The sequence below is a fragment of the Anoxybacillus sp. ST70 genome, assembly GCF_019553625.1.
In the GTDB taxonomy this organism is placed as follows: Bacteria; Bacillota; Bacilli; order Bacillales; family Anoxybacillaceae; genus Anoxybacillus; species Anoxybacillus gonensis.
In genome coordinates this window covers 79,976-100,457 of the sequence record NZ_JAHZOF010000006.1, presented here as the reverse complement: position 1 = coordinate 100,457, position 20,482 = coordinate 79,976, and the positions used below count along the sequence as shown (strand labels likewise).

The 20,482-nt window shown below is 41.6% G+C and carries 18 protein-coding genes; 14 read left to right on the top strand and 4 right to left on the bottom strand.

Going from position 1 to position 20,482, the window contains the following annotated elements; translation table 11 throughout:
• The first annotated feature begins 7 nt into the window (after positions 1-7).
• From xylF to K1I43_RS09700, 7 genes are all read left to right on the top strand, one after another.
• Positions 8-1,090, top strand: coding sequence for a D-xylose ABC transporter substrate-binding protein (gene xylF, locus K1I43_RS09730; RefSeq protein ID WP_019417745.1), 1,083 nt, complete (start codon positions 8-10; stop codon positions 1,088-1,090).
• Between the two features lie 16 nt (positions 1,091-1,106).
• Positions 1,107-2,660, top strand: a complete 1,554-nt coding sequence (locus K1I43_RS09725) for a xylose ABC transporter ATP-binding protein (RefSeq protein WP_019417744.1) — start codon at positions 1,107-1,109, stop codon at positions 2,658-2,660.
• 3 nt (positions 2,661-2,663) lie between these two features.
• On the top strand, positions 2,664-3,833 hold the full coding sequence (locus K1I43_RS09720) for a sugar ABC transporter permease (RefSeq protein ID WP_019417743.1): 1,170 nt from the start codon (positions 2,664-2,666) through the stop codon (positions 3,831-3,833).
• Between the two features lie 59 nt (positions 3,834-3,892).
• Positions 3,893-5,014: an o-succinylbenzoate synthase gene (menC, locus tag K1I43_RS09715; RefSeq protein WP_019417742.1), complete on the top strand. Its 1,122-nt coding sequence runs from the start codon at positions 3,893-3,895 to the stop codon at positions 5,012-5,014.
• Between the two features lie 4 nt (positions 5,015-5,018).
• Positions 5,019-5,537 carry a hypothetical protein gene (locus K1I43_RS09710; RefSeq protein ID WP_019417741.1) on the top strand — a complete coding sequence of 173 codons (519 nt, stop codon included), beginning with the start codon at positions 5,019-5,021 and terminating at the stop codon, positions 5,535-5,537.
• Positions 5,538-5,610: 73 nt separating this feature from the next.
• Positions 5,611-5,856, top strand: coding sequence for a YuzB family protein (locus K1I43_RS09705; protein ID WP_009361344.1), 246 nt, complete (start codon positions 5,611-5,613; stop codon positions 5,854-5,856).
• A gap of 53 nt (positions 5,857-5,909) precedes the next feature.
• On the top strand, positions 5,910-6,344 hold the full coding sequence (locus K1I43_RS09700; protein ID WP_019417740.1) for a DnaA N-terminal domain-containing protein: 435 nt from the start codon (positions 5,910-5,912) through the stop codon (positions 6,342-6,344).
• A gap of 82 nt (positions 6,345-6,426) precedes the next feature.
• Here the strand turns inward: K1I43_RS09700 and K1I43_RS09695 are convergent, their stop codons facing one another.
• Both K1I43_RS09695 and K1I43_RS09690 read right to left on the bottom strand, forming a co-directional pair.
• Complete coding sequence (locus K1I43_RS09695; protein WP_009361339.1) at positions 6,427-7,089, bottom strand: GNAT family N-acetyltransferase; 663 nt, start codon at positions 7,087-7,089, stop codon at positions 6,427-6,429.
• Between the two features lie 11 nt (positions 7,090-7,100).
• Positions 7,101-7,946, bottom strand: a complete 846-nt coding sequence (locus K1I43_RS09690) for a carbon-nitrogen hydrolase family protein (protein WP_019417739.1) — start codon at positions 7,944-7,946, stop codon at positions 7,101-7,103.
• Positions 7,947-8,077: 131 nt separating this feature from the next.
• On the opposite strand from K1I43_RS09690, the gene K1I43_RS09685 reads away from it, so the two are divergent.
• The 3 genes from K1I43_RS09685 (at position 8,078) to K1I43_RS09675 (ending at position 11,075) form a co-directional block, all read left to right on the top strand.
• Complete coding sequence (locus K1I43_RS09685; protein ID WP_026011690.1) at positions 8,078-8,572, top strand: glutathione peroxidase; 495 nt, start codon at positions 8,078-8,080, stop codon at positions 8,570-8,572.
• A 104-nt stretch (positions 8,573-8,676) separates the two neighbouring features.
• Positions 8,677-9,768: a CotS family spore coat protein gene (locus tag K1I43_RS09680; protein WP_026011689.1), complete on the top strand. Its 1,092-nt coding sequence runs from the start codon at positions 8,677-8,679 to the stop codon at positions 9,766-9,768.
• A complete protein-coding gene (locus K1I43_RS09675) occupies positions 9,765-11,075 on the top strand; it encodes a glycosyltransferase family 4 protein (protein ID WP_033383432.1) in 1,311 nt (436 codons plus the stop codon). Before K1I43_RS09680 ends, K1I43_RS09675 begins: the two co-directional genes overlap by 4 nt.
• Before the next feature lie 9 nt (positions 11,076-11,084).
• Here the strand turns inward: K1I43_RS09675 and K1I43_RS09670 are convergent, their stop codons facing one another.
• A complete protein-coding gene (locus tag K1I43_RS09670; RefSeq protein WP_026011688.1) occupies positions 11,085-12,305 on the bottom strand; it encodes an NAD(P)/FAD-dependent oxidoreductase in 1,221 nt (406 codons plus the stop codon).
• A 179-nt stretch (positions 12,306-12,484) separates the two neighbouring features.
• Here K1I43_RS09670 and K1I43_RS09665 point away from each other — a divergent pair, with 179 nt between their 5' ends.
• Entirely contained in the window at positions 12,485-14,239 is a 1,755-nt protein-coding gene (locus K1I43_RS09665) for an ABC transporter transmembrane domain-containing protein (RefSeq protein WP_035067302.1), read from the top strand.
• Complete coding sequence (locus tag K1I43_RS09660) at positions 14,236-16,002, top strand: ABC transporter ATP-binding protein (RefSeq protein WP_026011687.1); 1,767 nt, start codon at positions 14,236-14,238, stop codon at positions 16,000-16,002. The genes K1I43_RS09665 and K1I43_RS09660 overlap by 4 nt, the downstream gene beginning before the upstream one ends.
• A 54-nt stretch (positions 16,003-16,056) precedes the next feature.
• On the opposite strand, the gene K1I43_RS09655 is transcribed toward K1I43_RS09660, so the two are convergent.
• Positions 16,057-16,983 carry an MBL fold metallo-hydrolase gene (locus K1I43_RS09655; RefSeq protein WP_019417732.1) on the bottom strand — a complete coding sequence of 309 codons (927 nt, stop codon included), beginning with the start codon at positions 16,981-16,983 and terminating at the stop codon, positions 16,057-16,059.
• Positions 16,984-17,180: 197 nt separating this feature from the next.
• Between K1I43_RS09655 and K1I43_RS09650 the strand changes: the two genes are divergently transcribed.
• Both K1I43_RS09650 and K1I43_RS09645 read left to right on the top strand, forming a co-directional pair.
• Positions 17,181-18,173 (top strand): 2-oxoacid:acceptor oxidoreductase family protein, encoded by a 993-nt coding sequence (locus K1I43_RS09650; RefSeq protein WP_019417731.1) that lies wholly within the window; start codon positions 17,181-17,183, stop codon positions 18,171-18,173.
• A 16-nt stretch (positions 18,174-18,189) separates the two neighbouring features.
• A complete protein-coding gene (locus K1I43_RS09645; protein WP_019417730.1) occupies positions 18,190-20,445 on the top strand; it encodes a thiamine pyrophosphate-dependent enzyme in 2,256 nt (751 codons plus the stop codon).
• The last annotated feature ends 37 nt before the right edge of the window (positions 20,446-20,482 follow it).

Below are 20,482 nucleotides of genomic sequence, written 5' to 3'. Positions count from 1 at the left end.
AATACATGTGAAATGGTGGAAACATGTCGCGAAAGGAGCGGCAACATTTGTTTTAGCTTCCGCATTAACAGCGTGCGGGGTTGTATCTTCAGGAAATGAAGGGGGAAGCGAATCGTCGAAAAAAGACGATGACAAAATTGTCATAGGACTTTCTATGGACACACTGAAGGAAGAACGTTGGCAGAGGGATAAAGAATTGTTTGAGGCAAAAGTGAAAGAGCTTGGAGGGGAAGTAAAAACGTTAGCGGCAAACGGAGATGATGCTGTGCAATTGAGCCAAGCCGAACAGCTCATTTCCGAAGGAGTAGATGTGCTTGTTGTGATCCCCCACAACGCTGAAGCCTCTGCTCCAATTGTAGATAAAGCACATAAAGAAGGAATTCCTGTAATAGCGTATGATCGATTAATAAAAAACGCAGATGTTGATTATTATGTTTCATTTGACAATGTGCGCGTCGGTGAAATGCAAGCACAAGCGATTGTAGAGAAAGCACCAAAAGGAAATTACGTTTACATCGGTGGAGCAGATACAGATAACAATGCCCATTTATTCCGCCAAGGAGCGATGAACGTATTAAAGCCACTTGAAGAAAAAGGCGACATTAAAATTGTTTACGATCAATTCTCAAAAGATTGGAAACCAGAAGAAGCGTTAAAAAATATGGAGAACGCATTAACAGCAAACAATAATAACATTCAAGCCGTTGTTGCAGCGAATGACGGAACAGCAGGTGGAGTCATTCAAGCGTTAGCCGCACAAGGATTGGCAGGAAAAGTACCTGTTTCTGGACAAGATGCTGACTTGGCAGCACTCCAACGAATCGTTGAAGGTACTCAAACGATGACAGTATATAAGCCAATTAAAGCTATTGCAACAAAAGCAGCGGAGATGGCTGTTGCTTTAGCGAAAGGCGAGAAAATCGAAACGAATCAAACTGTATCAAACGGCAAAATTGATGTTCCATCTGTTTTACTTGATCCAATTGCGGTAACAAAAGACAACGTATTAGATACAGTCATTAAAGATGGATATCACAAATTAGAGGACGTATTCAAAAACGTACCGAAAGATCAATGGCCAAAACAATGAAAACAAGGGGCTGGCTTTGCCAGACCCTTATTTTCAACATGATACAACGGGAGTGAAACGAATGTATGCGTTAGAAATGATGAATATTACAAAAGAGTTTCCCGGTGTGAAAGCGCTTGACCGCGTTAGTTTCAAAGTGAAAAAGGGAGAAATTCATGCGCTTTGTGGCGAAAATGGTGCTGGAAAATCAACGTTGATGAAAGTGTTAAGCGGACTATATCCAGCTGGCACGTATGATGGTGAAATTCGTATTGATGGCAAACCGGTCTCGTTTCGAAATATTGTTGATGCTGAACGAGCGGGCATTGCAATCATCCACCAGGAGCTCGCACTCGTAAAAGAAATGACAGTTGGAGAAAACATTTTTTTAGGACGCGAACCACGTAAATTCGGTGTCATTCAATGGGATCAATTGTATTATGAAGCGGAAACATGGTTAAAGAAAGTCGGATTAACGATTTCTCCACGAACAAAAATCCATTCACTTGGCATAGGTCAACAGCAATTAGTTGAAATCGCAAAGGCGCTCGCAAAACAAGCAAACATTTTAATTTTAGATGAACCTACGGCAGCTTTAACCGAAAGTGAAGTTGAAATTTTAATGGGTATTTTAGAACAGCTGCGGGCACAAGGAGTTGCGTGTATTTATATTTCTCATAAAATGCCAGAAGTATTTCGATTAGCAGATTCGATCACCGTATTGCGCGACGGAAAATCCATTGCGACACTTTCACGCGCAGAAACGAATGAAGATGAAGTTGTTGCGCTCATGGTTGGACGCGAATTGACAGAGCGTTATCCGTACGTCAAAAAAACGCCACGTCATGTCGTATTAGAAGTGAAAAACTATTCCGTTTGGCATAAAGAAAAACCGATGAAAGTTAACGACGGTATTCATATGACTGTTCGTGCTGGGGAAATTGTCGGCATTGCTGGCTTGATGGGAGCCGGGCGAACGGAACTAGCGATGAGCTTGTTCGGTGCATACGAAGGAAAAGCTGAAGGAGAAGTATGGATGGAAGGAAAGCAAGTGCACATTCGCTCTGTGCAAGACGCCATTCGCTCAGGCATTGCACTTGTCACAGAAGATCGAAAAAGGTTAGGTCTTGTACTCGGAATGGATGTTAAAACAAACACGACACTAGCAAGTTTAAAAAACATTAGCCGTTTGCAAGTCATTAATCAAAATGAAGAATTAAAGTGGAGTCAGAAGTATGTCGATGAACTAAAAACAAAAACAGCGTCTTTAGAAACAGCTGTTGGTACGCTATCTGGAGGAAATCAACAAAAAGTCGTATTAGCGAAATGGTTAATGGCGAAGCCAAAGCTTTTAATATTAGACGAGCCAACACGCGGTATTGATGTTGGTGCAAAATATGAGATTTATCATTTAATGAATCAATTAGCTGAAGAAGGCGTTGCCATCATGATGATTTCTTCTGAGCTTCCAGAAATTTTAGGGATGAGCGATCGCATTTATGTCATGCGTGAAGGACGAATCGTGAAAGAGTTATCACACGATGAAGCAACACAAGAAAATATTATGATGGCAGCGACAGGAGGGGAATGAGTCATGGAAGTAAAAGCAGTCATCGAACAGCAACAAAAGAAGAAAAATATATTTGGAAAAGTAGATATTCGTGCTTATACGATGATCGGTGCACTAATTGCGATTTGGATTTTCTTTGGTATGTTAAATGAGACGTTTTTAAGCGCACGAAATTTATCTAACTTATTTACACAAATGTCGGTTACCGCTATTTTGGCAATTGGTATGGTGCTCGTCATCGTTGCGGGGCATATTGACCTTTCCGTCGGTTCGATCGTCGGATTAACTGGTGGCATCGCAGCTATTTTAAGCAACTGGATGGGAATGCCGACATCTGTTGTCATCATATGCACGTTGCTTGCGGGAGCGCTTGTCGGTTTTGTTCAAGGATGGCTAGTTGCTTATCGCGCGATCCCAGCGTTTATCGTTACGTTAGGTGGGATGATGATTTTTCGTGGGGCGTTAATGGGGATTACAAAATCAACAACCATCCCAATTTTTGATGCTCAATTTATCGCTTTAGGAAGCGCATATTTTACAAACGCCTTTGGTATCGTGCTTGCGGTGATCGCTATTGTTTCTTTATTCGTTTCTACGTTCCGTAAGCGAAAATCGCGGCAACAATACGGCTTTACTGTCTCACCATTACCAATTGAGATTGCTAAACTACTTGTTATTAGCGTACTTATTTTGTTATTTGTTTTGACGATGAACAGTTATAAAGGAATTCCTTTTCCTATTATTTTTGTTATTGCCCTCGCGTTGATCTTTTCATTCATTGCGACAAAAACGACATTTGGTCGTCATGTATATGCAATCGGAGGCAACGTGGAAGCCGCTCGTTTATCTGGCATTAACATTCAACGTCATACGATGATGTTGTTTGTTTTTACAGGATTGCTTTCTGCTATTGCTGCCCTCGTTTTAACGGCACGCTTATCATCAGCTACCATTTCAGCGGGACAAATGTACGAACTAGATGCGATTGCTGCTTGCGTCATCGGTGGAACGTCGTTAATGGGTGGATCTGGTACAATTATCGGTGCAATGATCGGTGCAATGGTCATGACGTCGCTCGATAACGGGATGTCGTTACTAGGTATGGAAACATTTTGGCAATATATTGTAAAAGGAAGTATTTTAATTTTAGCCGTTTGGATCGATATTGCTAGCCGAAAAAGAAAAGTAAATTAAGTACAAAAAAGCTGATCGTTCTCTCGGTCAGCTTTTTCATTTATAATTGTTTTGGAGGGATGTATGTGCACATTGATACAGTAATATTGCGACATTTAGAAATGGAATTAAAATCACCGTTTACAACAAGCTTTGGGACGATGAAAACGCGACCTGTTTTATTAGTGGAAGCGATTGATGAAAATGGCGAGCGAGGATGGGGGGAAGGTGTTGCTTTTTCTGCCCCTTGGTATACGGAAGAAACGTTGGAAACGACGTGGCATATGCTTGAACATTTTTTAATTCCGCTTCTTTTTCAAGCACCCATTCATCATCCGAATGAATTGCGCACCCGATTTTCGATGATTCGCCGCAATTACATGGCCAAAGCAGCGCTGGAAGGGGCGGTATGGGATGTATTTGCCAAACGACATCGGATGTCATTAAGCGCGGCGCTCGGCGGTGAAAAACAAGAAGTGGAAGTTGGAATAAGCATTGGCATTCAGCCAATAACGAATTTGCTAAAACGAATGGAACAAGCGCTTGCGGAAGGATACAGGCGTGTGAAAATAAAAATTAAGCCAGGATGGGATGTGGATGTCGTTCGTGTCGTTCGTCAACATTTCCCTGATGTTCCGCTTATGGTCGATGCAAACTCCGCTTACTCGTTACACGACATCGATCGCTTACAAGCGCTCGATGACTATGATTTGCTGATGATTGAACAGCCGCTTGCTGTAGATGATATCGTTGATCATGCGAAATTACAAGCAAAGTTAAACACACCGATTTGTTTAGATGAAAGCATATGTTCATACAAAGATGCCAAAAGAGCCATTGAATTGCAAAGTTGCCGAATCATCAATATAAAAATTGGTCGAGTAGGTGGATTAACGGAAGCGAAACGCATTCATGATTTATGCCAACAACATCATATTCCTGTATGGTGCGGCGGCATGTTAGAAGGCGGAGTCGGACGAGCACATAGCATCGCTTTAGCAACACTTCCTCATTTTTCTTTGCCAAGCGATACAGCTGCGTCGGCAAATTATTGGGACCGTGATTTCATTGATCCAGAAGTTATCGTTCATCATGGACGCATTTTCGTTTCGAAACAGTCCGGTATAGGCTATGAAGTGAATATGAAGGAAGTCGAGCGGCGTGTCGTTCGCTCAAAAATATATAAGCGTGCGAAAGGATGATGATATGTTTGACCCGACGATTTTTGATAATTTAAAAACGGTTGTTGAAGGAGCTGTTTACGATCTAGATACAAATGATGAACTGATTGCGATCATTGATCGCTCAGACATCGTTGACTTAGCGAAATTTACGCGCGCGTACGCTCTTTCTTTTCAATTGCGTCATGCTCATCAAGTGACGTGTACCATTTCGCTTGAAATGACGCTCCAGCATATTGCAAACGAGTTGTTACACGAAGATGTTACGAGCGCAGGTTGTACTTTGACGGTTTCGTTTTCTTTTTCAGCTACACATGTCGATTGCGGAGACGTAGAACAGGCGCTAAAGCACATTTGGGGGGAACAGCGCACAGTTATACAAACGTTAACGTATACATACCCAAAACATGAACGATATACTCATCAAGTGACGATTGATTTCGAACGTACGATTAACGAAAGCCATGTTGATGATTTATTACATATGATTCCATACATCATTCGTTCCCTTGAACAGTTGCTTTTGTATGCTGAACAAAAATAATTGAAGGAATGTGCTATTCCAAGTATGATAGAAGTGAAAATGATTATAGTTATCATACTTGGAGTGTTGCTGAATGAAAAAAATACATTTTTGTAAAAAGAATAAATTCGCAACGAAAACGTTGTATCAATTTTTAAAACAAACGTTCAAACATGTCAAAGTGAAGCGAAAAGATTGCGTCGGCAAATGCAAAATGTGCAAACATTGTCCGTTCGTTTTAATCGACGGAGAAGCTGTAAAAGCGGCGACGACCGATGAATTGTATGATCGTATTTCTTATGAAATGACAAAACAATGGTGGGCGTTTCGGGAAAAATAAGCAGGAATTTTTTTGTTTTTGTTTAATTTCATGTGTGAAAGGGGGGGAAAATAATGTGGTCAGAAGTAAAACAAGTGTTATCTCGCATGATGTCCTCACTTGCTTTTGAAACATGGATTGAAGGAACGACAGCGACGATGGAAGAACATACGATCACTATTCATTGCACAAACCCAATGCAAAAAAGTTGGATTGAAACGTTGTATATGTCTTACATTGAACAAGCGATCGAAAAAGTTTGCGGAAAACGGATGGCTGTCAAGTTAGAGGCACCTCATGAGCTTTCTAACGAGCAATTTATGCGTATGTGGAACTACATGATTATCCTCGAAAAACAAACGTGGCATCTTGAAGCGCGCGTCACAAAAGTGGAACAGCAAATGGAAGAAATAGAAAAGGAAGTGGCACAACTGCGCGAACGAACAGACTTTCTTGAACGACTGCTCGCAACAGATGAGCAACCTGTACAGAAAACGTATATTCATTAAAAAAAGACTTATTCTCACTGCTATTGAACAGGGTGCTTGTTATCGCATCTTGAGGCACCCTGTCGCTTTATTTAATAAGTTTTTACAAAAACGGATTGCGCCATTCCATAAGCAAGGCGTAGTTGCACGATTGGGCATCTTCTAAATAATTAGCGACGACTTTCACTGGTGTGCGCCCGCAGCGAAGTAAAAAAGTAATAACAGGGTCTGTGAGTTTTCCTTTTATAACTGCATCTACATATTGTTCGGCAGTCATTTCATTGGCATATCGATGATATCCTGGCATTCGACTTCCACCTAACAGCCGTTCAAGCTTTTGATGGACGACAACTTCATACATCGACTGCATGAGCCATTTTCCTAACCCGAGTTTGCGATATGCTGGTCGTACACCGATGTCAACAACGTATAACGTATTGCCGTTTCGATTATGATTGCGAATGTATCCGTTGTCCGTTATTTCTTCCCACGTATGATCAACGTCGTTCGGATGGTAGTTCACAATTAAACTAGTCATCGATCCGACGACTTCTCCATCAATTTCGACACATAACGCCCCTTCTGGAAAAAGTGTCATATGATTCATGAGCTGCTCTTTATTCCACCATAGTTCAGATGGGAAAGGAGGTGGAAAGCTTTCTTGTTGAATACGAATTAACGCATCGATATCTTTTTCTTCATAGTTGCGAATGAGCGCAGGAATGGGACGATCATCATGAAATACGTAAAGTTGCTTCTTATACATCGCCTTCCTCCTTATGTCCAATCTCCATATAAATCCGTGCGGCGGTCACGCCAAGTGGTTACCGAACCGCGCTCGCGAACGTCGTAAAGAAGCTGTAAATCAAGATCCGCTGTAATGATCATATCGTCGTTTATTTCTCCTTCGGCTAAAATACCGCGTGGCGGGAACGGAATATCGTTCGGTGTAATGATCGCTGCTTGCCCGAAGTTTGCGCGCATAAAATCAACGGTTGGCAATGACCCGACTGTCCCTGTTGTGACGACGTATACTTGATTTTCAATCGCACGGGCGTGACATGTGTAGCGTACGCGATGAAATCCGTGACGATCATCGGTACACGACGGACAAAAAATGACATCCGCTCCTTTTGCACGCGCCATGCGTACAATTTCAGGAAATTCAATGTCATAACATGTTAAAATCGCAATCGTTCCTTTTATTGTTTGAAAGACGTGTAATGTATCGCCGCCATGCATATTCCATTCGTTCACTTCCGTCGGCGTAATATGTAGCTTTGCCTGTTCGGCAATCGTTCCATCGGGATAAAATAAATGTGACACATTATATAGTCGATCTTCTCTTTTTATGACATGTGTCCCGCCAATAATATGCATATTCGTCTGTTTCGCAAGAGTTGAAAATAATGAGCGATATGCATCTGTAAACGTCGGAAGTTCTTCAATCGTTATGCCATCTCCAATGGACATAAGTTGCGTCGTAATAAACTCAGGGAAGAGCACAAATTCAGCACCAAATTCTTGCGCTGTTTTTACGTAATGTTCAACTTGTTTTGCAAACTGTTCAAATGATGCAATCGTATGTAAATGGTATTGAACCGCACTGACGCGCATTTTCAATGACACTCACCTTCTTTTTTTGTATTTTTTCACCATTATAACGAACATTTTTTATTTTGTCTGAATCGAAGCATTGTTTTTGTAGAAAAAATGATCGATGTGTTACAATAGCGCTAAAGGGGGAATATGAAATGAGCATTTATGATTTTCGTGTACGTACGATTCATGGGGAAGAGCAATCGTTAGCGCAGTATAAAGGAAAAGTATTATTAATCGTCAATACAGCAAGCAAATGTGGATTGACGCCACAGTACGAACAATTGCAACAATTGTATGACAAGTATAAAGATCGCGGTTTTGTTGTGCTTGGCTTTCCGTGCAATCAATTCGGAAATCAAGAGCCGGGATCCGAAGAGGACATCTCACAGTTTTGTCAACTCAATTATAGTGTGACGTTTCCGATGTTTGCGAAAGTGGACGTAAACGGTCCAAACGCCCATCCGCTCTTCACTTACTTAACGGAACAAGCACCAGGTGTATTAGGAACGAAAGCGGTGAAATGGAATTTTACAAAGTTTTTAGTTGATCGCAAAGGTCAAGTTGTGGCACGGTTTGCCCCAACAACAAAGCCGCTCGAGCTTGAACAACATATTGAATCGTTGCTTCACGAACCCGTCTCTGAATGAAAAAGAGACGGTTTTTTGTTTGAAGTAATGGATGTGTCTATACGGATTTTTGTATAGTGCATATGTTGAGATAGTAGGGATTAATGTCAAATAGGAGGGGTTATATGTTCATTGAACCTTGGATCGTAGATGAAACGATGCATGAGTTTTTCGTACCGGACTATATCGAACAAATGGCAGAAGATGTTTTGCGTCATTACGATTTATCTGTTCAAAGTAGGCAAGTTGTCACGACGAAACCGGATAAAGGGGGAGCCATTTGGAAGTTAGAAACGAACAAAGGGCCAAAAAGTTTAAAATTACTTCATCGTCGTCCAACACGCAGCTTGTTTAGCCTTGGCGCTCAGCGATATTTAGTCGATGTGCAAAACGCAAATGTCCCGCCGATTGTACAAACGAAAGAAGGAACGGATTATGTAGAGGCGGGAGGAAAACTATGGTTTGTTGCGGAATGGATCGAGCCGTTATTTCCTGTAACGAAAGATTTAGAAGGAGCGAAACAGCTTTGTTATGCGCTTGGTGAATTTCATCGTTTAAGTAAAGGATACGTTCCTCCAAAAGGAGCAGAAATCGCGTCTCGGCTGTATAAATGGCCGAAAACGTATGAAAAAACGATAAACAAAATGGACTGGTTTCGCCAATTGGCGAAGGCATATAAAGAGATGCCTGCAAGTGCGATGTTATTGGAAGTTGTCGACCGTTTTCAAGCACAGGCGCGCGAAAGTTTCACAAGACTACAACAATCCTCGTACAACCAACTAGTCGAACGCGGACATAGCGAATGGGGATTAGTGCATCAAGATTATGGTTGGTCGAACGGGCAAATGGGTGCAGACGGCATGTGGATTATCGATTTAGATGGTGTGGCGTATGATTTGCCCATTCGAGATTTACGAAAACTTATTTCCGGTACGATGGCTGATTTATACCGCTGGGATGCTCAATGGGTGCGAGAGATGATTCGAGCGTATCATGAAGCGAATCCGATCGACGCTTCATTATATGACATCTTGATGATTGATTTGTCACTTCCGAATGAATTTTACAAAAACTTAAAAGAAGTTGTATATGAACCAGAGCTGTTTTTAACCGAACAAACGATGCAACTCATTGAACTGATTGTTGCTACGGATGAAACGAAATGGCCGGTTCTTGCGGAGATTGAAAACGATTGGAAGGAGAACGGAAACAGATGAATATTTTAATGATTTGTACAGAAAAGCTACCTGTTCCTCCTGTGCTCGGTGGTGCGATTCAAACGTATATTGCTGGTATTCTCCCCTATCTTCACCGCGCACATCGTATTACGGTATTAGGTGTACAACATGAAACGTTGCCACACGAAGAAACGATCGACGGCATTCATTATGTACGTGTCCCAGGGGGAACGTTTGACACGTATCGGGATCACGTCGTTCAATACGTGCAAGCGCATCCGTTTGATCTCATCCACATCTTTAACCGTCCACGTCTCGTTTTACCTATTCGTCAAGTCGCTCCTCATGCGAAAATTACACTTAGCATGCATAACGATATGTTTCAAGTGGCGAAAATTAACCGCGAAGAAGCAGAAGAAGTAATCAGGCAAGTATGTGCGATTGTCACTATTAGCAACTACATCGGCCAAGTTATTCGTGACCTATACCCAGAAGCAGAAGGAAAGTTGCGAACGATTTACTCCGGTGTCGACTCGGAACGATTTTTACCAGGGAATCATCCGAATATGGCGTCGATTCGTAAACAGCTACGTCAAGCGCATGGCATCGATCAAAAAACAGTCATTTTATTTGCGGGGCGTTTATCGCCAAATAAAGGGGTCGACAAATTAATTCAAGCATTGCCGGAACTTGCGAAGAGGTTTAATGATTTAGCGCTCGTCATCGTCGGAAGCAAATGGTTTAGTGAAGAAGGGACGACAGATTACATTGCTTACGTTCGTTCGTTAGCTAAAAGATTACCAATTCCTGTTGTAGCGACAGGATTTGTGTCGCCAAATGAAATTCAACATTGGTTTGCTGCTGCTGACTTATTCGTTTGTACGTCGCAATGGCAAGAGCCGCTTGCTCGCGTTCATTATGAAGCGATGGCGGCAGGGCTTCCGATTGTTACAACCGCTCGTGGTGGGAATCCAGAAGTCATCGTTCCAAATGAAAACGGTGTTGTCGTCGAAAGACCAGAAGATCCGCAAGACTTTGTGGAAAAAATGACATATGTGCTATCCAATCGTACACTCATGAAGAAAATGGGAGAAAACGGGCGTAAATTAGCGACATCGCTTTATCGTTGGGAGCGCGTGGCATCAGATTTGCTTCATGTATGGCAACATGTCGAACAAATCGATCTTTCTATGACAGAAGCCATTGTTTCTGTTAAGGAAACGGTTGAGAAAGTCGTTGAAGAACAGCCGACCGAGCCGGTTTTACCACCTTTACAGCCAATTCAAGAGGAAGTGGTGTTGAATAAAAAAAGGAAAAAAGCATTTGTATGGGCGATTACGACATAAAACCCCCACTTATGTTTGTGGGAGTTTCGGTCTTGTTTGCATATATAAATAAAAGTCATCGTTTTGTTTTTCTGTGATAACGTCGCGTAAAATTTGAGCAAGGACTGTGCTATACACGGTTCCGTTATCTCCGTAAGCATAGACGAAATAACAGTTTGGAAAGGAATCGTACACCCCAATCATCGGAAGGCCATCGTGTGTCCCGCCGTAAAAGGCAGCTAAATAAAATTCAGGAACGACGTGAATATCGGGGAAAAGTCGATGAAATTCCTCGATCAGTCGTTCTTTTTTATGCATCAGTTTTGCGTCGCGGTCATCCGCATAAGCTGTATTTTCATCAAGCCCTCCGATAATAATGCGATCGTCAGCTGTTGTGCGCATATATACATACGGACGAGCCGTCTCCCAAATAAGCGTACGTTTATACCAACTTGAAAAATCTTTCACACGATTTGTAATCACAGCATATGAACTAACGAGTAACGCTTTTTTTTCTTGTTTCACTTCTAACGTTTCGTAACCTGCAGCAAAAATAACTGTTCGTGCTCGAATGGAATGCCCGTTTTTCGTATAACATGTTGCCATATGTTGTTCGAGTTTTTTTCCGTTGATTTCTGTTTCTTCGAAAATACGTACCCCACGTTGTTTTGCATATTCTAATAAACCAATTGTCAATTTATATGGGTTTAATTCTCCATCCCCCGTTGTATATAAAGCGGCATGCTTTGTAAACGGATAATGGCGACGAATTTGTTGTTCATCTAACCAAACAACAGGATATCCTTGCTTTTTTAATGCCGTATATTCTTTTTCAAGTTTTTGGACATCTTCGGCCACGCTTGCGTAATACAAACTATCTCTTCTTTGAAATTCCACATCGATATGTAAGCGATTTGCCGCTCGTTCCAGTTCATCGATCGCTTGTTGACAAAGCGTTAAATGGCGCGCAGCATACGGTTCACCAAAGCTGTTAACGAGTTCAAAAAACATTTTATCTCCGAGACATTGAATGAGTGCCGTATTTGTCATCGTACTCCCGTATCCGACTTTTCGTTTATCGACGACAACGACGTCTAAATCCGTTTCACTTAAATAATAAGCGCATAACGCCCCAGAACCACCCGCTCCGACAATTAACACGTCGCATTGTATGTCGCCCTCAAGAGGGGGATACGAGGGAGCATCGGGAAATGTCGTTGGCCAATATAATTTTCCTGTTTGTAAATCCATCGCGATAACCACCTTTCTTCTTCGTTCAGGTCTTTTTTATATTGACCTGCATATGTAAAAGTATGCGACAACAACAACGTCATTTATATATTGACATAGCAAAAAGCTTTCTTATTTTTGGAATATTTGATAAAATGAAACGGAGCATCAGATGGATGACAAGAAAGTAGGGATGAAATGTGAAAGTATTTTTGGACTTAATGTGGTTTTTTAAACGAGAAAAAAAAGCATATATCATCGGAATTATATTACTTGCGATTGTGTCGTTGCTTGAGCTTGTGCCACCGAAAGTGATTGGGCACGTTGTTGATGCGATAAAAGCAGGAGAATTAACGAAAGAAAAGCTTGCGATGTGGTTAAGCTTGCTCGCAGGTGTTGCGATTTGTATGTACGGTTGTCGTTACGTTTGGCGGACGATGATTTTCGGATCGGCGGCGAAGCTTGCTCGGCTGTTGCGCGATCGACTGTACGGCCACTTTACAATGATGTCTCCGTCTTTTTATCAACATCGCCGCATCGGTGATTTAATGGCACATGCGACAAATGATTTACAAGCGATCCAGCAAACAGCGGGTGTTGGTGTCTTGACGCTTGTTGATTCACTATGCATTGGCGGGTTTGTTATTGCTACGATGGCATTTACAATTAGCTGGAAACTAACGCTCATTTGTTTATTGCCAATGCCGCTCATGGCTTATTTAACAAGTTATTACGGGTCGTTGCTTCATCAACGTTTTCATCATGCGCAAGAGGCTTTTTCTGCTTTAAACGATAAAGTGCAAGAAAGCATTGCGGGCATAAAAGTAATAAAAACGTTCGGACAAGAAAAAGAAGAAATTGAGTCGTTTCGAGTACAAGCGGATGACGTCGTTCGAAAAAATATGGCGGTTGCTCGCATTGATTCGTTGTTTGATCCAACGATTTCGCTTATTGTCGGCGTGTCGTTTTTTTTAGCGATTGTTTTTGGTGCTCGTTTTGTTGTGCAAGGAGAGTTGACAATTGGGCAACTCGTTTCTTTTACGATGTATTTAGGGCTTCTCATTTGGCCAATGTTAGCGTTCGGATGGTTATTTAATATTGTCGAACGCGGTCGTGCTTCGTATGACCGTGTTTCCTCGTTGTTGCGTGAAAAACCAGATATACAAGAAAAGGAAGGATTACTTGATGAAGTGCCGACAGGTGACATCACGTACGATATTCGTTCCTTTACGTATCCGAATGAAACGAAGCCAACATTACAGCACATTCAGTTTACATTAAAAAAAGGAGAAACGTTAGGAATTGTTGGAAAAACGGGGGCCGGAAAAACGACGCTTTTAAAAGTGTTATTGCGCGAGTTTGTTGGAATGGATGGAGACGTTTATTTTGGTGGACATTCGATTACACAATATCGGTTAGAACGATTGCGCGAAGCGATTGGTTATGTACCACAAGATCATTTTCTTTTTTCTGCCTCCATTCGCGACAATATTGCTTTTGCCCGACCAGACGCGAGTCAAGAAGAAGTAGAGCATGTCGCCAAACTCGCTCAAGTGCATAATGATATTGTACAGTTTCCAGAAGGGTATGAAACAGTTGTTGGTGAAAGAGGTGTCTCTCTCTCAGGAGGACAAAAACAACGTCTCTCGATTGCGCGTGCATTGCTCCTTGATCCGGAAGTACTTATTTTAGACGACTCGTTATCTGCAGTCGATGCTCAAACGGAAGAACGCATTTTACGAGCGTTGAAAGAAAATCGGGCAGGCAAAACGACGATCATTGCGACGCATCGGTTAAGTGCCATTCAACACGCGCATTTAATTTTAGTGCTTGAAGATGGAAACATTGTTCAGCGAGGTACGCACGAAGAGCTTGTTGCCCAAGACGGTTGGTATCGAGATATGTACGTTCGCCAACAGCTCGAACAGTTTGTGGAACGTGGAGGTGCGCAATGAAATCGAATATGAATCAACGGCAAGTGTTTATGCGGCTCATGAGCTATGCGATCCCGCATCGAAAGTCGCTGTTTTTTGCTTTTTTTCTTTTAGCCTTAACGACTGCGGGCGAAGTGCTCGGTCCGATTATTGTAAAAGTGTTTATTGATGACTACTTAACACAGATGACATTTCCGCTTCAAGCGATGATCGGATTAGCAGCTGCCTACGTCACGATCCACATTGGGAAAGTCGTTCTTTCTTACTTTCAATTGCTGAAGTTTCAAGAAATTGCGCTAAAAATTATTCAACAGCTGCGCATCGATGTATTTGCGAAAGTACAATCGTTAGGAATGCGCTATTTTGATCGGACGCCAGCGGGAAGCATTGTATCGCGAGTGACAAATGATACGGAAGCGATTAAAGAAATGTTTGTTGAAGTGCTCGTCACATTTATCCAAAGTGCTTTTTTCTTAATTAGTGTGTTTGTTGCGATGTTTTTGCTCGATGTCCGTTTAGCTACTTTTTGTTTAGTGATTTTACCGGTTATTTATATCATTATTCGTACGTATCGAAAGTATAGTTCGGTGTTTTATAGCGATTTGCGCGAGCGGTTAAGTCAGCTGAATGCAAAGTTAAATGAGTCGCTTCAAGGTATGGCGATCATCCAAGCGTTCCGCCAACAAAAACGGATGAGAGAGCAATTTGGATCCATTAACGAAAAACATTATATAGCGGCAATGAAAAATATTAAACTTGATAGTTTATTGCTTCGTCCAGCGACAGACGTCGTTTATGTATTTTCACTTATTGTCGTTTTAAGTTATTTTGGCATCTCTTCTTTTCAAAGTCCGGTTGAAATCGGTGTGTTATACGCCTTCGTCAATTATTTAGAGCGTTTTTTTGAACCGATTAACCAAATGATGATGCGGTTATCGATGTTTCAGCAAGCGCTCGTTGCTTCGTCACGTGTTTTTCAATTGTTAGATGAACAAGAAGAAGAGCCGAAACAATATGAGCAACCACTTGTGATTGAAAAAGGAACGGTGGAATTTCGCAATGTATCGTTTAGTTATGATGGAAAACGCGACGTATTAAAAAACATTTCGTTTATCGCTCGACCTGGAGAAACGGTTGCGCTCGTCGGTCATACAGGAAGCGGAAAAAGTTCGATCATTCAACTGCTCATGCGCTTTTACGAGTTTGAGCGCGGGGACATTTTGATTGATGGACATTCCATTCAAGCATATCCGAAAAGAGAATTGCGAAAAAATATCGGCCTTGTTCTTCAAGATCCGTTTTTGTTTTATGGGACGGTGCGAGATAACATTCGACTTCATCATAAAAGTTTGACAGATGAAGATATCGAACAAGCTGCCACATTTGTTCAAGCCCATTCGTTTATTGAAAAATTGCCAAAAGGGTACGATCATCCCGTGACAGAGAGGGGGACGACGTTTTCGAGCGGCCAACGTCAACTAATTGCATTTGCCCGTACGATTGCGATCAATCCGAAAATATTAGTGCTTGATGAAGCAACGGCAAATATCGATACAGAAACAGAGGAAGCCATTCAACAAGCGCTCGAAAAGATGCGAAAAGGGCGAACGACGATTGCGATTGCCCATCGTTTATCAACGATTCAAGATGCCGATCAAATTCTCGTTTTGCATCAAGGTGAAATTGTTGAGCGTGGTACGCATCAACAGCTGCTTGCAAAAAGAGGGTTATATTATCGGATGTACGTCTTGCAAAATGGGTTAACCGAAGATGTATGTATATAAAAGTTTTTCAAGCTTGTTTCTGTTTTGTAAAGCACATTTGTCGAAACCGCCATATTAAGTGGCGGTTTCGCAATATACGATTTCCCCAAGTTTTGGTACACATAGCTGCTCGCTTGGAAAGTTGCGCCGCTTCCATTCGGCATATAGGCGATCTAGCGCTTCTTTTGGTGTATCGTCAGCGAGTGGAAATGTACCGTAATGCATCGGAATAAATGTTTTTGCACGGCAATCGACAAATGCTTGTACAGCTTCTTCTGGTGTCACATGTTGAGGCCCCATAAACCATTCTGGTTCATATGCTCCAATAGGCAACAACGCATAATCGATATGGAAACGTTCCCCGATTGCGCGAAACCCGCGAAAGTATCCACTATCTCCAGCGAAATAAAACGTTGGTTTTTCTTTTGCTTCAATGACCCATCCGCCCCAATGGGATGTATTCGTATCAAATAGTGTCCGCTTTGACCAGTGTTGTGCAGGAACGAACGTAAACGAAACATCTTTTTCGACAACTGTGTCCCACCAACAGCATTCCACAACACGCTCAACCCCTCTTTTCAGAAAGGATGAACGTAACCCGCTTGGAACGAGAATGAGAGGATTTCCCTTTAACTGTTTTATGCTTGAGAAATGTAAATGGTCATAGTGGCTATGAGAAATTAATATGACATCAACAGGAGGTACATCATAAATCGGAATGGCCGGATCAATTAGTCTGCGAATCGTTCCTAATCGTTTTGCCCAAACTGGATCTGTAACGATGGTTAAGCCATTTATTTGAATAATAAATGTCGCATGCCCTACCCATGTGAGCAACGTTTGCTTTTTATTTGTATGTAGCAAAGAAGAGTCAATATATTCACGGGGCAAAGTATATGACCAATCTTTCTTTTTTTGTCTTCTTTCCGCATACCAACGCCGTAAATCAGCAAATGTTTTTGTTGTGTATACCCCATCTAAATTTTCATATCGTTTTCCCATTTTCTTCTCCTCCAATATGGGTGTTTCATTCGATTATATGAATCTGTTATATATAAAAATTCCTTGTTATATAACATGATTTCACTCATTTTTTTGCTTGTATAAATAAAAAATGTGTTTATGTTTGATTTTTGTCACATCCCTTTTTTGAATTTTTTTATAAAATAAAGAACGATTGACGAATGAGGGGGGATTCGATGTCTATTTTACCAAAAACAAATGAATTAGGGTTTTTTGAAATACGTCTAGAGTCTATCGGGGGATTAGGTGCGAATTTAGCGGGGAAAATGCTGGCGGAAGTAGGAGCTCTCGGGCATGGATTAAATGCTGCAAACTTTTCAACATACGGTTCTGAGAAGAAAGGATCGCCTGTGAAAAGTTATATTCGCTTTTGTGATGAGCATGTACATATTCGCGATCATAGTCCGATTGAACAACCGCATGTTATCGGGGTTTTCCATGAAGCGCTTTATAAGATGGTTGATGTCGTTAGCGGATTGCGGCCAGACGGTGTGGTGCTCGTCAATTCTGTGCGAAGTGCTGAGCATATTCGTCGCGATCTACGCTTGTCATACGGAACACTCGCGATTGTCGATGCGCTTGGAATTGCGGTAGAGGAAAAAACAAAAGTGAATACAGCTATGCTCGGGGCATTATTTCGCATTTGTCACTTTCTTGATCCTGAGAAAATGAAACAAGTTATTCGTAAAACGTTTGAAAAAAAATATCCGCACCTCGTTGAGGCAAATATCCGTACATTTGAACGTGGATATGAAGAAGTACGTTTTTATGAGAGTGAAGACGCTTCATTAGAAACAGGAAAGCCGTTTTCTCGTCCGTATCCTTTGTTCGGTTATGAGACACAAACGATCGGTGGAGTCATTATAACAAACGGCAATAGCGTATGGAAAGACTTAAGCGGCTCTCGGCAAGGGTTTTTGCCGAAATGGGAGGAAAAAGATTGCATTCATTGTGCCGCCTGCGACACCGTTTGTCCAGATTTTTGTTTCGTGTGGGAGGAAGGAGAAGATCGTAAAGGAAGAAAACAAATGTTTTTAAAAGGAATTGACTATCAATATTGTAAAGGTTGTTTGAAATGTGTAGAAGCATGTCCAACGAGTGCGTTAACGCCATATCGTGAACAAATTGGCTTTGCCGAGGCTCATACGGTAAAGCGAATGAGAGTGTGAAAGGAGGAAAACACATATGGAACAAGTAGTCGCATTTGAGTCTGGGAATGAGATGGCGGCTCTCGCAGCAGCACAAATTAATTATCATCTTATGGGATACTTTCCGATCACCCCATCAACAGAAATTGCTCAACTATTAGATCAAATGAAAGCACGCGGTGAACATCAAATTGTACTTATTCCTGCAGATGGGGAGCACGGATCAGCAGGAATTTGTTATGGTGCAGCCGTTATGGGCGCTCGTGTATTTAATGCAACGAGTGCAAATGGACTCATGTATATGCTTGAACAGTTGCCTGTTCAATCGGGGACACGTTTTCCGATGGTCATGAATTTAGTCACGCGTTCGATTAGTGGGCCATTAGATATTCGCGGGGACCATTCGGACTTATATTTTGCTTTAAATACAGGATGGGTGATTTTAACGGCGCGTACACCACAAGCGGTATACGATATGAATATTATGGCTTTAAAAATAGCTGAACATGAAGATGTACGGTTGCCAGTTATTGTGGCATACGACGGATTTTTCACATCGCACCAAAAACGAAAAGTTCAATATTTTAAAGATCGTCAAGTTGTTCAAACGTTTATCGGGGAGCGACCAACTCATTTTCCGAACGCATCCGATCCAACAAAACCAGTGACAATTGGTGCACATATGAATGGCGATGATTTAATTAATAACCATTATCAACAGTCAGAAGCGTTATATCGGGCAGCTAATGTATTTCAACAGGTAGCGCGAGAATATGCGCAATTGTCAGGACGAGAATATCCTTTTGTTGATTTGTATAAAATGGAAGATGCAGAAGTGGCGTTATTTTTAATTAATTCAGCAGCAGAAACAGCAAAAGATGTTGTCGATCAGTTGCGAGCAAAAGGGATAAAAGCAGGTGTCATGAGCCCGAATATGATTCGTCCGTTTCCTAGTGAATCCATCCGACAAGCATGTAAACATGTAAAAGTGCTTCTTGTCGGTGAACGTGCCGACTCATACGGGGCGCACGGAGGAAATATGACACATGAAATTAAATCCGCATTAAAGGAAGATCCACACAATCAAACGATTGTTTTAACGCGCATTTTTGGGCTTGGTGGAAAAGATTTTTACCCTGATGATGCGAAAGCATTTTTTGATATCGCTTTACAAACTTTAGAAAAAGGTTTCGCTGAAAAGCCATTTGACTATTTTGGACATGTACCAGGGGATCCAAAACATAAATGGGAACAAGCCATCGAGCCAATGTATGGCGATGCATTTAAAAGCGGACTCATTCAAGTGACTGAAGATGAAGAGACGAAAAGATTAAAAGTAAAAATTCCTCCGCTTCGAGCGTTAACGTCAAAACCGAAACGGTTAGCTCCAGGTCACGGTGCATGTCCAGGATGTGGGATTTTCCCAGGTCTCGAGTTGTTTTTTAAAGGAATTGAAGGGGATGTTGTCGTTTTATTTCAAACTGGTTGTGCTTACGTGGTTACAACAGCTTATCCGTACAGTTCGCATAAGCAAACGATGATTCATAATTTATTCCAAAATGGTCCAGCCACATTATCTGGGGCGGTAGAAGCGTTTTTTGAGATGAAACGCCGTGGAGATATTCAAATTTCTGATGATATCACGTTTGTTATGGTGACAGGCGACGGTGGCATGGATATTGGCATGGGATCAGCAATTGGCACAGCACTTCGTAACCATAAACTCATTATGCTAGAATACGATAACGAAGGATATATGAATACAGGATCGCAAATGTCGTATTCTACACCGCTTGGACATATGACAAGTACAACAGGCGTTGGAAAAACACAGAAAGGAAAAGCGTTTCATCATAAAGATACGCCGCAAATTATGGCGGCTACAAATATTCCATATGTGTTTACGGCAACAGAAGCGTTTCCGCAAGATTTAATTAAAAAAGCGGCAAAAGCCCAGTGGTATGCTCAACATGAAGGAACAGCATACGGTAAGCTATTGATTACATGTCCATTAAACTGGAAATCTGACGAACGATACGGGGAAAAAATCATGAAAGCAGCGGTAGATTCATGCTTTTTCCCGCTATATGAAGTAGAACGCGGAAAAACAACGATTACGTACGATCCAGAAGAAAAAAATAAGCGTATTCCGTTGCAAGAATGGTTAAAATATATGGGCAAGGCGAAACATCTATTAAAAGAAGAAAATCGGGAATTGCTCATTGCTTTCGAACAAGAAGTAGAACGAAGATGGAGACGTTTAAAAGCAATGCACGAACATCCGGATTTATAGAAAATTCAATTTGTTGGAATATAGCATGAGCGATGAA

Bases quoted from the DNA above. Each gene is read 5' to 3' on its own strand.
- K1I43_RS09700 (WP_019417740.1), top strand. From the start codon at position 5,910: ATGTGGTCAGAAGTAAAACAAGTGTTATCTCGCATGATGTCCTCACTT.
- K1I43_RS09680 (WP_026011689.1), top strand. From the start codon at position 8,677: ATGTTCATTGAACCTTGGATCGTAGATGAAACGATGCATGAGTTTTTC.
- K1I43_RS09710 (WP_019417741.1), top strand. From the start codon at position 5,019: ATGTTTGACCCGACGATTTTTGATAATTTAAAAACGGTTGTTGAAGGA.
- K1I43_RS09650 (WP_019417731.1), top strand. From the start codon at position 17,181: ATGTCTATTTTACCAAAAACAAATGAATTAGGGTTTTTTGAAATACGT.
- K1I43_RS09705 (WP_009361344.1), top strand. From the start codon at position 5,611: ATGAAAAAAATACATTTTTGTAAAAAGAATAAATTCGCAACGAAAACG.
- menC (WP_019417742.1), top strand. From the start codon at position 3,893: ATGTATGTGCACATTGATACAGTAATATTGCGACATTTAGAAATGGAA.
- K1I43_RS09670 (WP_026011688.1), bottom strand. From the start codon at position 12,305: ATGGATTTACAAACAGGAAAATTATATTGGCCAACGACATTTCCCGAT.
- K1I43_RS09685 (WP_026011690.1), top strand. From the start codon at position 8,078: ATGAGCATTTATGATTTTCGTGTACGTACGATTCATGGGGAAGAGCAA.
- K1I43_RS09660 (WP_026011687.1), top strand. From the start codon at position 14,236: ATGAAATCGAATATGAATCAACGGCAAGTGTTTATGCGGCTCATGAGC.
- K1I43_RS09645 (WP_019417730.1), top strand. From the start codon at position 18,190: ATGGAACAAGTAGTCGCATTTGAGTCTGGGAATGAGATGGCGGCTCTC.
- K1I43_RS09655 (WP_019417732.1), bottom strand. From the start codon at position 16,983: ATGGGAAAACGATATGAAAATTTAGATGGGGTATACACAACAAAAACA.
- K1I43_RS09695 (WP_009361339.1), bottom strand. From the start codon at position 7,089: ATGTATAAGAAGCAACTTTACGTATTTCATGATGATCGTCCCATTCCT.
- K1I43_RS09675 (WP_033383432.1), top strand. From the start codon at position 9,765: ATGAATATTTTAATGATTTGTACAGAAAAGCTACCTGTTCCTCCTGTG.
- K1I43_RS09720 (WP_019417743.1), top strand. From the start codon at position 2,664: ATGGAAGTAAAAGCAGTCATCGAACAGCAACAAAAGAAGAAAAATATA.